Below are 13082 nucleotides of genomic sequence, written 5' to 3'. Positions count from 1 at the left end.
ATTGTCCGGCACGTCGCAAATAGCATTGGCCGGTCCCGAAACCACCGTATATGTGTATAATCAAGGCAAATCCGATTATGCGGTGAATTTCGCTCAGCTGACCAAACGCGACGGTTCATTTCTGGTAGGACGCAAACCAGAAACCGATTTTAAGTGGGAAAGCCTTAGAGATAAGACCGTTATAGGGGCTCGCCCTGGTGGAATGCCTGAAATGGTATTAGAATACGTATTAAAGCAGCACGGCCTGATGCCAGGCAAAGACGTCGACGTTATAACCAATATACAATTGGATGCTGTGGCAGGGGCATTCAGCAGCGGTACAGGCGACTACGCGGCGTTGTTTGAACCTACAGCCACTATGGTAGAAAAAGAGAATCACGGTTACGTTGTGGCATCGATCGGTAAAGCCGGCGGTGAGGTACCTTATACGGCGTTTTCAGCTACCAAAAGCTATATAGAAAAAAATCCTGATATTATACAGAAATTCACTAATGCGATATATAAAGCCCAACTATGGGTGGAGCAGCACAACGCAAATGAAATTGCCGAAGCGATAAAATCCTTCTTCCCGGATACCGACATGGATGTATTGACGACGGTGGTACAGCGCTACAAGGATCAGGATACATGGGCCAAAGACCCGATAATGAAGGAAGAGGCCTTCATGCATATGCAGGATATAATCGAGGAGGCCGGCGAGCTTGATAAAAGAGCACCTTACGACGAATTGGTAACAGTGGAATTCGCTCAAAAAACCATTGAGAATATCAAGCCTTGAGCCGTAACTCAAAAATGCCCAATCCATAGGATTGGGCATTTTTGAATGAAACGGTACTTTTGCCTTAGCCATGGAATATAATGAAAAGGATCAACTTTGGAGGAGGCAGAACAAATGTCACAAATTATGGTACATGTGGACAGAATAGGACTGACATATCAGACCGCAGAAGGAGAAACCGATGCGATAAGAGATATATCAATGGATATATATGAAAAGGATTTTGTAGGCATTGTAGGACCGAGCGGCTGCGGCAAATCCACGTTGCTGTCTATTATAGCCGGTCTTATAAAGCCTACTCGCGGAATCGTGATTGTGGATGGTCAACCGGTTGACGGTCCATCCAATAAAATAGGATATATGCTGCAGGAGGATTACTTGTTTGAATGGAGAAGCATATGGCAAAACGTATTGCTGGGCCTTGAAATACAGAATAAAGTCAATGAAAGCACAAAATCGCACGTGGAGCAGCTATTAAAAAATTATGGCCTATACGACTTCAGACACCATTATCCGCACCAATTGTCCGGCGGTATGCGCCAACGCGCGGCTTTGATCCGGACGCTGGCACTGAACCCAGAGATACTGCTGCTGGATGAGCCTTTTTCAGCACTCGACTACCAAACCAGGCTGGCCGTATCTGAAGAAGTAGCCGCTATTATAAAGCAAGAAGGAAAAACAGCCGTTCTGGTGACCCATGACATATCGGAGGCTATATCCATGTCAGACAGGATATATGTGTTGAGTCAGCGCCCTGCCATCGTTAAGAATATATATGACATACAGCTTAGCTGCCAAGATAAAACGCCGCTCAATGCCAGAAAATGCCCCGAATTCAGGGAATATTTCAACAGTATATGGAAGGAGCTGGATATACATGTCGGTTAAGCGCGATACCGTCATCTCACCCGAAAGGCAAAGTTACTTAAAACAGATGAAAAAGCGACGCCAGAATATTGCTCTAGGAAGGATATTGATATTGATCGGCATTATCGTCGGATGGGAAGCAGCCGCCGATTTAGGTATAATCGATCCTTTTATAACCAGCCAACCGTCTAAAATACTTACAACCATAGTCGATCTGCATAATGATGGCCAATTATACAACCATATATGGGCTACCGTTGCGGAAACCATGGTCGGTTTCATCGTAGGCACAGCTCTCGGCACTCTGATGGCCATAGGTCTATGGTGGTCGGACTACGCATGTAAGATTTTAGATCCATATTTGGTAGTGTTAAACAGCCTGCCTAAACCGGCATTAGGCCCCATACTCATAGTATGGCTGGGCAACGGCAAGCCGGCCATTATAGCTATGGCCCTTTTGATATCGCTCATAGTAACTATTATAACGGTGCTGAACGGTTTTTTAGAAGTAGATAAAAATAAAATAAAGCTTTTGCAGACATTTGGCGCTGTCAAAGGGCAGATATTGACTAAAGTTATATTGCCTGCCAGTGTTCCCACTATTATATCGGCGCTTAAAATAAATGTGGGGCTTTCCTGGGTAGGTGTAATAATGGGTGAATTCCTGGTATCCAAAGAAGGGCTTGGATATCTTATAATATATGGCAGCCAGGTATTCGAATTGGACCTCGTTATGAGCAGCGTGATAATATTGGCCATTGTAGCTGCTATAATGTATCAGGCTGTAAGCTATCTTGAAACGCGGTTTATGCAATATAAAGATTAAAGTGTATGTTTTTGAAGCATAGAACCACAACAATCGTTTATTGCGTTATGGTTCAGCTTCACAGCTATTATCTTAACTGTTCCATAACTTTCCTTGTTACTTCAGCCACTATATCGGCTATATCGTCATTTTTTAGAGTTGATTGTTTTGGTCCGACCTGGCTATCCGATTGATTTTCTTCTATTTTGCACGTGCCATCAGCATATTGGCACCCTTCACAACCCGGATGACGTCCTTTTATACCCATCTTTTCCCTTACGTGCATCAATTTCTCCACATTGTCGGGCGATATGTCCTTTGCACCTCCAAGATTATTAGCCAGATACAACAATTGAGCGTAAAAATCCAGCGTTTCCATCTTGAAGTAGGCATTCATCAGATCATAACCATAGGTCAGAGCGCCGTGATTTTCCAGCAGCAAGGCATCATAATTCGGCAGGTATTTGGCTATGGCATTTGGTATTTCTTCGGTTGAAGGCGTACCATATTCGGCTATAGGTACCGCACCCAGCGAAATAACAGCCTCGGGCATAACGCAACGGGTCAGAGGTATGCCGGCTATGGCAAAGGCTGTTGCATATGGTGGATGAGCATGTACTACAGCTCTGACGTCCGGCCTGTCTTTATATACTCTCAGATGCATTTTGAGCTCGGACGACGGCTTCCAAGTACCGTTTACAACTTCACCGTTCATATTGACCTTGATCAACATATCCGGTGTCAGAAAGCCTTTGCTGACACCGGTAGGGGTAGTCCAAATTTCATCATCAGCTACCCTTACGGTTATATTACCGTCATTGGCTGCTACAAAGCCTCTATTGTATATGCGACGCCCTATCTCGCATATCTCTTCTTTTATCTTAAAATCAGAATACATAAGACCTTCTCCTCTTGTTGAATTAAATTTATACTTATTGTATCATTTATAAAGCAATTAATCAACATTTAAGTCCGTTTTATTTTGATTATAATCATTTGCTGCATCATTTTTCAGTGTATACAACAATTCTATATCATTATCCCTCATGAAAGTTTCCCATTCCTTAGGCAATGTTTCATCTGTTATAAACACGTCTATATCCTTTATAGAGCATATCGTAGCAAACGATACTTTATCCAATTTGGTATGGTCGGCCAATAACACGACGCGCTGTGCCGCTTTTATCATGATTTTCTTCAGTTCCGCTTCAAATTCGTTGGATTCGGTTACGAATCTATCCAGGCTCACGCCTTTGCATGACATGAAGAATATATCGGCATTATAATTGGATATGGCTCTCTCAGCTGAGTGACCCACAAAGGACAATGAGCTGCTACGCAACATACCGCCTGTGGAAATAACGGATATATTTTCATAAGGGGCTAATTCAGATGCTATTTTCAGGCCATTCGTTATCACTGTCAGGCGCTTTTTGTCTTTTAAAAATCTAGCCATCTGCAATACCGTAGTGCTGGAATCCATAATTATGGTATCCCCATCTTCGACAAGGCCGGCAGCCGCTCGTCCCATGAGTTCCTTGCTTTCTTTATTGGTTACCTCTCTTATTGATATAGGTAATTCTAAATGCAGGCCCTCGCTCAATACCGCACCACCGTACGTACGTCGCAGCAAACCTTCTTTTTCCAGTTTGGCCAAGTCCCTGCGCACGGTTTCCTCAGTTATATTGAACAACCGGCTCAGATCAGGCACAGCAACGCTTTGGTTTTCATAGAGAAGGTCCATGATTTTCTTTCGCCTTTCTACAGCTAACATAATGATCCTTCCTTCCCGTTTATCTATTGAATTATAGGAGTATTATATAATTTTATACGAAAATTATCAACACCAAATAAAAAACAAAGCCAAACCAAAAGATGATTTGGCCTGAAAAGCATGTCGATTTTGATTATACACGGAATTTTCTACTACCGGGTTTGACTACGGGGATACCATCCTTGCATAATGGACATTCTGATGTCTCATATGATGGTATATCCATAGCTATAGCAGAGCACAATTTTGTTCCAAAATCCACATTGCCATTGCTCCTGTCCACTACTACAGCCACACCGACCAATTCGGCATGGTATTGTTTTATTAATTCTATTACCTCTTTAACCGATCCACCGGTGGTTATAACATCTTCGGCCACTACCACTCTAGCGTTTGCCGGTATTTCAAACCCGCGTCGCAATGCCATGAGGCCGTCTTCCCTTTCGGCAAATATGGCTTTGGCATCAAGTTGCCTAGCCAATTCATATGCTATTATTATCCCACCTATGGCAGGGCCTATAACCAGATCCACTTTTTCATCCGAAAACCCTTCAGCCAGGGATTTACATACAAGTTGACTATATTCCGGGTACTGAAACAGTTTGGCGCATTGCATGTAGCGATCGCTATGCCTGCCTGATGTAAGAAGGAAATGGCCGTTCAATAAGACGCCGGTCTTATTGAGTATGTCCGTCACTTGTTCTTTTGTCAGCATATTAACCCTCCTGTTATATCTTTTATGGTTTTTAATCCATTATCGAGCATATATCGCTCTATATCATCTATGATTCTAACCGTTGCAGTAGGTTCTATGAGATTGGCCGTACCGACCTGCACCGCAACGGCTCCCGCCAGCATAAACTCGATGGCATCGTTGCCGTTCATTATACCTCCCATACCTATTACAGGTATATCCACCGTTTGCGCTGCCTGCCATACCATATAAAGTGCAACCGGTTTTATGGCCGGTCCGGATAGACCTCCCGTTACATTGCCTAATATCGGTTTTCTGGTGTGAGAATCTATGGCCATGCCGAGCAGGGTATTTATGAGCGATAATGCATCCGCACCGGCATTTTGCGCGGCCGATGCCACATCCTTTATATTTCCGACATTGGGGCTGAGCTTTACCACAAGCGGATGGTGGCAATAATTGCGCACCTGCCTTGTTATATCGTAAACGCTTTCAGGCGTCGCACCAAATGACAATCCGCCTTCTTTAACATTCGGGCATGAGATATTAAGCTCCAGCATATCTATATCAACTTTATCGAGTTTGTCTGCAGCGACGCAATATTCATCCCTGCTGTTGCCTGCCAGATTGGCTATTACAACGGTATCAAACTGTTTCAGATATGGCAGTTCATTGCTTATGAACGCATCGACGCCGGGGTTTTGTAAGCCTACGCTATTTAATATTCCTGCCGCAGTTTCTGCTATACGCGGAGGAGGATTGCCTTCCTTGGGGTATAATGTCAACCCTTTAACCGATATACCGCCCAATTTGTTTAGGTCTAAATATCTACTGTATTCGCGCCCGAAAGCGAAGGTGCCTGAAGCAGCTATGACCGGATTCTTAAGTTTCACGCCGCATATATCCACGCACATGTTTATGTCATTCATCGAAACTTACCTCATGGCTCCAAAATACTGGTCCGTCCGCGCATACGCGTCTATAGTGCCATTCACCGTCGCTTTTGATTTTACAATTGCATACTAAACAAGCGCCTATCCCACAGCCCATCCTCTCTTCCAGAGATACTATACACGGCACATCGTATTGTTCGGCTATATAGGCCAGCGATTTGAGCATCTTTGACGGCCCGCAACCCGCTATAATTTGGGGCTTATGTGCGCGCAACGCCAACGCCAGCTCGTCGGTTACCAAACCTTTATACCCATAACTGCCATCCTCGGTAGCTATGATAACGCGTTTGCTGTATTGCTCAAATGGTTGCCATAGAGGCTTAAATTCATCGCTTCTGAAACCCAGAATCGACACTATATCGGCTTTATCATTGTATTGTTGTGCTAGAAGCTGCAGAGGAAAAACACCTATTCCCCCGCCTACCAGCCACATTTCCTTAATATCGGCTGGCATTACAGCTTCAAACGAATTGCCGAGAGGACACAAAATATCGAGTTTGGCTCCTCTTACCTGTTCAGCCAGCCATTGGGTACCCTTACCTTTTACCTGATAGGTAATATATATGATACCATTCTCAACATCGGCCTGGCATACGCTTATAGGCCGTCGCAGTAACGGGTCATAACTTTGCCCGCATCGCACGTGCACAAACTGTCCTGCCAGTATGCTTTCGGCGGTATCCCCGAGCTGTATGCCCATCTTATATATGCTTGGCAATATCAAATCATTGCTGTATACTATCCCTGTCATAATTCTACTTAGCTCCTGAAAGCATGGCCTTTTCGAGGTCTTTAAGGTTCACAGGCCGCAATTTCTGGCCCTGGCGTTGTAAGCGCAGACTATTGACCAGTGCCCTTGCAGTATCCAAAGACGTGAGGCATGGGATGGATTGCTCCACTGCCAATCGCCTTATCTTAAATCCGTCCCTTTGAGGCTGCCTGCCTTTGGTGGGTGTGTTTATAACGAACTTCACCTTGCCTTCGAGCATCAGATCCATTATATTAGGGCTTCCTTCGTTAATCTTGTTAACGACGTTGGCGGCTACATAGTTGGCGTTAAGCACATGGGCCGTACCTGCGGTAGCTACTATATTATACCCCATATCTTGAAATGCCTGGGCTATCTCGATTAATTCATATTTATCCGCGTCGGCTACAGTCATCAGCACATAACCGCCGTCAGATACAGCATCTAATTTTATACCGCTGGCCAATAGGCCTTTGTATAGGGCTTCTGAATAATCTTTTGCTATGCCAAGCACTTCGCCTGTGGATTTCATCTCCGGCCCCAAGCCTACCTCCACATCCGGCAGCTTATCGAATGAGAATACAGGCACTTTTACCGCTATATATTCACCGGCCGGATATAATCCGGTGCCATAGCCCATATCGCGAAGCTTTTCCCCCATAACCGCTCTGGTAGCGAGATTAACCATCGGTATACCGGTTACTTTACTTATATACGGGACGGTACGGCTGGAACGTGGATTTACTTCTATTATATAGACATCATCGTTATATATGATAAACTGTATATTGACCAAACCTATGACATGCAGTGCTTTAGCCAATTTATAAGTATAGTCCACTATAATATCCCGATGTTTCGCTGATATATTCTGCGCCGGATATACCGATATGCTGTCGCCCGAATGTATGCCGGCTCGTTCGACATGCTCCATAATGCCGGGAATCAGTATATCCCGTCCGTCGCATATGGCATCGACCTCCAGCTCTTTGCCCATGAGGTACTTATCGACCAATATAGGATGTTCCTGCTTTACGCGGTTGACTATGCCTATATATTCTTCTATATCTTTATCGGAATGAGCTATCTCCATGCCTTGACCGCCGAGTACATACGATGGCCTTACCAGCACGGGATAACCCAGTCTGTTGGCCGCATCTATAGCCTCTTGAGCGGTGAATACCGTTGCCCCGGCCGGTCTCGGTATATTCAGCTCATTGAGAAGTTTATCGAATTCCTCTCTGTCCTCAGCCATATCTATATATAGCGGTTGCGTACCCATTATAGGCATACCCATGTCAGCTACTGACTTTGTCAGCTTTATGGCCGTCTGCCCACCGAATTGAACCACTACCCCCAACGGTTGCTCTGCTTCGAGGACATTGGCCACATCTTCGGTGGTCAAAGGCTCAAAGTACAGCCTATCGGATGTATCAAAATCGGTGCTGACGGTTTCAGGATTATTATTGATAATTATGGTACCGTAACCGGCTTCTCTCAATGCCCATACGCAATGCACCGAGCAATAATCGAATTCTATGCCTTGACCTATGCGTATAGGGCCGGAGCCTAACACGACTACTTTCGGCTTGTCGAATGGCCGCCAGTCATCGCCTTGATCATATGTCGAATAATAGTACGGGCTGACCGCTTCAAATTCGGCCGCACATGTATCCACCATCTTGAATACGGCTTTTATACCGTATTGTTTCCTCAATTGCCTCACCTCATCCTCCGATATACCCAGCCATTTGGCTATAGCTGCGTCTGCAAACCCCATTTTTTTTGCCCTAAGCAGCGTTTCTTTATCGAGAGCATCGCGGCTCAATGTTTTTATATGTTCCTCCAAAGCAACTATATTGTTGATCTTATTTAAGAAGAAGAAGTCGATTTTTGTTATATCATGTATATATTCCATGCTGAAGCCTCTGCGCAAGGCCTCGGCCACCACGAACAACCGTTCATCGCTTATCTCCGCTACCCTAGATTTGATCTCCTCGTCGGACAAGCGGTGTATATGATCTACTTCCAGCGAATATATGCCCAGCTCCAAGGAGCGCACTGCTTTGAGAAGGCTGGCTTCGAGGCTTGTGCTTATAGCCATAACCTCGCCTGTGGCTTTCATCCGCGTGCCCAGCGTCTTTTCTGCATATACGAACTTATCAAACGGCCATTTGGGTATTTTGGTGACCACATAATCCAGCGTGGGTTCAAAGCACGCATAAGTTTTGCCGGTAACGCTGTTTATTATCTCATCCAGCGTATATCCTATAGCTATCTTGGTTGCAACGCGCGCTATGGGATATCCGGTGGCTTTGGATGCCAATGCACTGGAACGGCTTACTCTCGGATTCACCTCTATTACAAAGTAATCCATGCTGTCCGGATCCAGCGCGAATTGGACATTGCAGCCTCCTTCTATTTCTAAAGCGTTTATTATATTTATAGAGGCCGACCGCAGCATCTGATACTCCTTATCCGACAAAGTCTGTGACGGGGCCACAACTATGCTATCCCCGGTATGGACGCCTACAGGATCTATATTTTCCATATTGCAGACGGTGATACAGTTCCCATTGCTGTCGCGCATAACCTCGTATTCTATTTCCTTCCATCCTGCTATCGAAGGCTCCACTATCACCTGATGCACGCGGCTCAATCTTAAACCATCTGAGGCTATACGACGTAATTCGTGTTCATCGCGGGCTATGCCACCTCCCGTGCCTCCGAGGGTATATGCCGGCCGCACTATAACAGGATATCCCACCTTCCGAGCAAAAGCCAGTGCCGCATCGAGATCATTGGCTATAACATTATCCACTATCGGTTCGCCTATCGCTTTCATAGTCTCCCTGAAAGCCTCGCGATCTTCGGCTTTCTTTATGGATTGTGCCGATGTGCCCAACAGTTTTATATTATATTTATCTAGTATACCCTTTTCGGCCATCTCCATTGCCAGGTTCAGGCCGGTCTGACCTCCCAGGGTAGGCAACAGGCTGTCCGGATGCTCTTTTTGTATTATAGCCTCTATCATATCTACGGTCAGTGGTTCAATATAAACATTGTCTGCCATGTTGGTATCAGTCATGATGGTGGCCGGATTGCTGTTTACCAATATCGTTTCTATGCCCTCTGCCTTCAAGGCCTGGCATGCTTGGGTGCCCGCATAATCAAATTCGGCGGCTTGGCCTATAATTATCGGACCTGAACCTATAACCATGACTTTTTTTACATCATCTCTTTTTGGCAATGTATTTATACTCCTCCTATCTTTTCCTTATCATAGCAGCGGCTATGTCGTTTCTCATATCTATGGCTTCGCACCGCGCCGCCTGATAAAACTCTTCTGGCGCGAAAGCTTTGTTCCATTTATCGCTTTTATAAGCGCATATAATGCTGCGCGAAGCGTTTACTATAGAACCCAGGCCGTATTCGTCGAAACCATTTATTATATCCTCGGCAGATGCGCCTTGTGCGCCGTAGCCAGGCACCAAGAAATAGGTATGTTTCATATCCTGTCGCAGCCGCAGCAACTGCTCCGGATAAGTAGCTCCTACCACTGCTCCTACAGCGCTGTAACCAAATTGGCCTATGACATCTTGCCCCCATTCTTCAACCAGCTGCCCTACGAGCTGATATATACTTCTGCCGTCTTGAGTTACCACATCCTGAATCTGCCCGGAAGATGGATTGGATGTCTTGACCAGTATGAACAGGCCCTTATCATAGGCTTTACATGCATCTACAAAAGGCTTTATGCCGTCGAATCCCAGATACGGATTTACTGTTATAAAATCCACGTCAAAGGCGTTGTGCGCCACACCATTATCTATGAAGGTTTGCCCAAGATAGGCTGTGGCATAAGCTTCAGCCGTAGCTCCTATATCGTTGCGCTTGACATCGCCTATGACTATAAGCCCCTTGCTCTTGGCATAGCGCGCCGTATCGTTAAAACATTTTATACCGTAGAAGCCATACATCTCATAATATGCCATCTGAATCTTAACTGCCGGTACTATATCATATACGGCATCTATTATGCTACAGTTAAACTCCAGTATAGCCTCACATGCCATCTTCATATCGATACCGGAAGCAAAATACCGTCTTTTTATATGTTCCGGTACATATTCGATACGTGTGTCCAGCCCCACAACAGTGGGATTTTGCTTTGCCACTGACGTTTGTATTAGCCTATCTATTATCATTGCCGTCCCCCTTAGCAATCTGTCCGCCGTAAACAGCATATCGTCCATCTACTATGGTATACAATACGCGCCCTTTTAGTCGCATACCGTCATAGGGCGAATTTTTCCCCTTGGATATGAATTTTCCTGTGTCTACCGTGTATTCGGCGTATGGATCCGCTATAACTACATCTGCGGGTGATCCAACCGATAATTGCCCAGCATTTATACCCAATATATCGGCCGGCACATGCGTCATCTTGGCTATGAACCGCATAGGTTCGAGTATACCTGTATCAACCAGATGGGTTATGCCTACAGACAATGCTGTTTCGAAGCCCGATATGCCAAAAGCCGCATTATATATGTCGTCGCCTTTGCTTGATAAATCATGAGGTGCATGGTCTGTGGCTATAGCATCTATGGTGCCATCTTTCAAGCCGGATATTATAGCGTCCACATCGGACGGCGATCGAAGCGGCGGATTAACTTTGGCTGCAGTATTATAGCCTTCAGCCATTTCATCAGTCAGAGAGAAATAATGGGGGCATGTTTCACAAGTAACATTTATACCCAACCGTTTAGCCTGCCTTATCATCTCAACAGAGCCGGCAGCGCTGACGTGGGCTATATGCAAACGCCCTCCTGTGGAAGCAGCCAATACGATATCACGAGCTACCATGACCTCTTCGGCGGCTGCCGGTATGCCTTTCAATCCCAGACGCGTAGCCACCGCCCCATCGTTTATAACGCCATCCGCCGCCAGCCCTTTATCCTCGCAGTGGGATATGATAGGCATATCGAATGATAAAGCGTATTGCAAGGCCAATCTCATGATACGGCTGTTTGCCACGCTGTCCCCGTCATCCGATAGGGCTACGGCACCGGCTTCTTTTAATATGCCAAAAGGTGCTAATTCCATGCCTTGGCGTCCCTTGGTTATACATCCGATCGGATAAACCTTTACTGCAGCCTCTTTCTCAGCTTTAAAGCGTATATATTCCACCATAAGCTTGCTATCGAGCGGGGGTTGCGTATTGGGCATGCATGCCACCGATGTAAAACCGCCGGCGGCAGCGCTGCGCGTACCTGTATATATGGTTTCTTTTGATTCGTAACCTGGTTCACGGAGATGGCAGTGCATATCTACTAATCCCGGAATTACCCATAATCCCCTGGCATCTATGACGCTGTCGGCATCGCATTCTATGTTATCGTCTATACCTTTGATGAAACCGCCTTCTATAAGAAGGTCCGATATTTTATCGGTATGAGAGAGTGGGTCTATTATACGGCCACCTTTAATCAGTATTCTCAATATCGTTGCCTCCTCCTAGTATAAGGTACAATAATGCCATGCGTACGGCCACGCCGTTTGCAACCTGCCGACTTATAACCGATTGCGGTCCATTTATGATATCCGCGCTTATTTCCACACCGATATTGGCCGGCCTGGGGTGCATCAATATGGCGTCGCTCTTAGCCATAGCCAGCCTTTGCGCGTTTATACCGAAATAGCGTGTATATTCGGCTAGCGACGGTACAAGGCCGGCGTTTTGCCTCTCTCGTTGCATACGCAGGCCCATTACCACATCAGCGTCTTTTATGGCATATTCGACGTCGAGCGATACTTGCGCCCCCATAGCCTCGATATCCTTCAGCAGTAGAGTGGGAGGCCCTGCTACTATGACCTGCGCGCCCATTTTAGTTAAGCCCCATATATTGCTGCGTGCCACGCGGCTGTGGTATATGTCGCCTACTATAGCGACTTTCAACCCATCCAGACGGCCCTTGTATTCAAGCATGGTATACATGTCCAAAAGGGCTTGGGTAGGGTGTTCATTCATACCGTCCCCGGCATTTATGATAGGTACATCGATCTTTAACGCCATGGCGGCCGGAGCACCTGAATGCGGGTGTCTTATAACGATAGCATCGGCCGCCATCATGGCTATGGTATCCAGGGTGTCTTCCAACGATTCTCCTTTTGCCACACTGCTGCCTTGTTCCGACATCGACACAACATGTGTGCCCAAGTATTTGGCGGCTAGTTCAAAAGAAAGGCGCGTGCGCGTGCTGTTCTCATAAAACACTATAGCCACGCTTTTGCCGGATAAAAGTTTCATATCCTTTTTGCCCTGTTGTAACAAGGCTTTCATCTTAGCCGTGGTATGCAATATCAGATCTATGGTATCTTTGGACATATCCTTCAGGCCAAGTATGTCATATCCATGTAATGCAGTTTGTCGCATTTATTCCTCCTTTTGTTCAAAAAA

The 13082-nt window shown here is 45.7% G+C and carries 12 protein-coding genes; 3 read left to right on the top strand and 9 right to left on the bottom strand.

Going from position 1 to position 13082, the window contains the following annotated elements; all coding sequences use genetic code 11:
* The 3 genes from JG770_RS05185 to JG770_RS05175 form a co-directional block, all read left to right on the top strand.
* Window positions 1-778, top strand: a 778-nt coding sequence (locus tag JG770_RS05185) for an ABC transporter substrate-binding protein (RefSeq protein ID WP_291956075.1), incomplete at its 5' end; no start/stop codon positions are given.
* A gap of 114 nt (window positions 779-892) precedes the next feature.
* Complete coding sequence (locus JG770_RS05180) at window positions 893-1666, top strand: ABC transporter ATP-binding protein (protein ID WP_291956072.1); 774 nt, start codon at window positions 893-895, stop codon at window positions 1664-1666.
* Window positions 1656-2471 (top strand): ABC transporter permease, encoded by an 816-nt coding sequence (locus JG770_RS05175; RefSeq protein WP_291956069.1) that lies wholly within the window; start codon window positions 1656-1658, stop codon window positions 2469-2471. Before JG770_RS05180 ends, JG770_RS05175 begins: the two co-directional genes overlap by 11 nt.
* Before the next feature lie 67 nt (window positions 2472-2538).
* Here JG770_RS05175 and JG770_RS05170 read toward each other — a convergent pair whose 3' ends face one another.
* The 9 genes from JG770_RS05170 to JG770_RS05130 form a co-directional block, all read right to left on the bottom strand.
* On the bottom strand, window positions 2539-3348 hold the full coding sequence (locus JG770_RS05170) for a class II aldolase/adducin family protein (RefSeq protein WP_291956067.1): 810 nt from the start codon (window positions 3346-3348) through the stop codon (window positions 2539-2541).
* Between the two features lie 57 nt (window positions 3349-3405).
* On the bottom strand, window positions 3406-4224 hold the full coding sequence (locus JG770_RS05165) for a DeoR/GlpR family DNA-binding transcription regulator (RefSeq protein ID WP_291956065.1): 819 nt from the start codon (window positions 4222-4224) through the stop codon (window positions 3406-3408).
* Between the two features lie 133 nt (window positions 4225-4357).
* Window positions 4358-4936 carry an orotate phosphoribosyltransferase gene (gene pyrE, locus JG770_RS05160; RefSeq protein WP_291956083.1) on the bottom strand — a complete coding sequence of 193 codons (579 nt, stop codon included), beginning with the start codon at window positions 4934-4936 and terminating at the stop codon, window positions 4358-4360.
* Window positions 4933-5847, bottom strand: a complete 915-nt coding sequence (locus tag JG770_RS05155; RefSeq protein ID WP_363320927.1) for a dihydroorotate dehydrogenase — start codon at window positions 5845-5847, stop codon at window positions 4933-4935. The genes pyrE and JG770_RS05155 overlap by 4 nt, the downstream gene beginning before the upstream one ends.
* Window positions 5840-6622: a dihydroorotate dehydrogenase electron transfer subunit gene (locus JG770_RS05150; RefSeq protein WP_291956063.1), complete on the bottom strand. Its 783-nt coding sequence runs from the start codon at window positions 6620-6622 to the stop codon at window positions 5840-5842. Before JG770_RS05150 ends, JG770_RS05155 begins: the two co-directional genes overlap by 8 nt.
* Before the next feature lie 4 nt (window positions 6623-6626).
* Window positions 6627-9869 carry a carbamoyl-phosphate synthase large subunit gene (gene carB / locus JG770_RS05145; protein WP_291956062.1) on the bottom strand — a complete coding sequence of 1081 codons (3243 nt, stop codon included), beginning with the start codon at window positions 9867-9869 and terminating at the stop codon, window positions 6627-6629.
* Between the two features lie 16 nt (window positions 9870-9885).
* On the bottom strand, window positions 9886-10827 hold the full coding sequence (gene pyrF / locus JG770_RS05140; protein ID WP_291956061.1) for an orotidine-5'-phosphate decarboxylase: 942 nt from the start codon (window positions 10825-10827) through the stop codon (window positions 9886-9888).
* On the bottom strand, window positions 10814-12124 hold the full coding sequence (locus JG770_RS05135; RefSeq protein ID WP_291956059.1) for a dihydroorotase: 1311 nt from the start codon (window positions 12122-12124) through the stop codon (window positions 10814-10816). Before JG770_RS05135 ends, pyrF begins: the two co-directional genes overlap by 14 nt.
* Window positions 12108-13058 (bottom strand): aspartate carbamoyltransferase catalytic subunit, encoded by a 951-nt coding sequence (locus JG770_RS05130; protein WP_291956058.1) that lies wholly within the window; start codon window positions 13056-13058, stop codon window positions 12108-12110. Before JG770_RS05130 ends, JG770_RS05135 begins: the two co-directional genes overlap by 17 nt.
* Window positions 13059-13082 lie beyond the last annotated feature (24 nt).

The sequence above is a fragment of the Mahella sp. genome (assembly GCF_020054945.1).
Lineage (GTDB): Bacteria > Bacillota > Clostridia > Mahellales > Mahellaceae > Mahella.
The sequence above is the reverse complement of the archived record's forward strand: the minus strand, read 5'-3'. Positions and strand labels throughout refer to the sequence as shown.

Bases quoted from the DNA above. Each gene is read 5' to 3' on its own strand.
- JG770_RS05175 (WP_291956069.1), top strand. From the start codon at position 1,656: ATGTCGGTTAAGCGCGATACCGTCATCTCACCCGAAAGGCAAAGTTAC.
- JG770_RS05150 (WP_291956063.1), bottom strand. From the start codon at position 6,622: ATGACAGGGATAGTATACAGCAATGATTTGATATTGCCAAGCATATAT.
- JG770_RS05180 (WP_291956072.1), top strand. From the start codon at position 893: ATGTCACAAATTATGGTACATGTGGACAGAATAGGACTGACATATCAG.
- JG770_RS05155 (WP_363320927.1), bottom strand. From the start codon at position 5,847: ATGAATGACATAAACATGTGCGTGGATATATGCGGCGTGAAACTTAAG.
- pyrF (WP_291956061.1), bottom strand. From the start codon at position 10,827: ATGATAATAGATAGGCTAATACAAACGTCAGTGGCAAAGCAAAATCCC.
- JG770_RS05130 (WP_291956058.1), bottom strand. From the start codon at position 13,058: ATGCGACAAACTGCATTACATGGATATGACATACTTGGCCTGAAGGAT.
- JG770_RS05170 (WP_291956067.1), bottom strand. From the start codon at position 3,348: ATGTATTCTGATTTTAAGATAAAAGAAGAGATATGCGAGATAGGGCGT.
- JG770_RS05165 (WP_291956065.1), bottom strand. From the start codon at position 4,224: ATGTTAGCTGTAGAAAGGCGAAAGAAAATCATGGACCTTCTCTATGAA.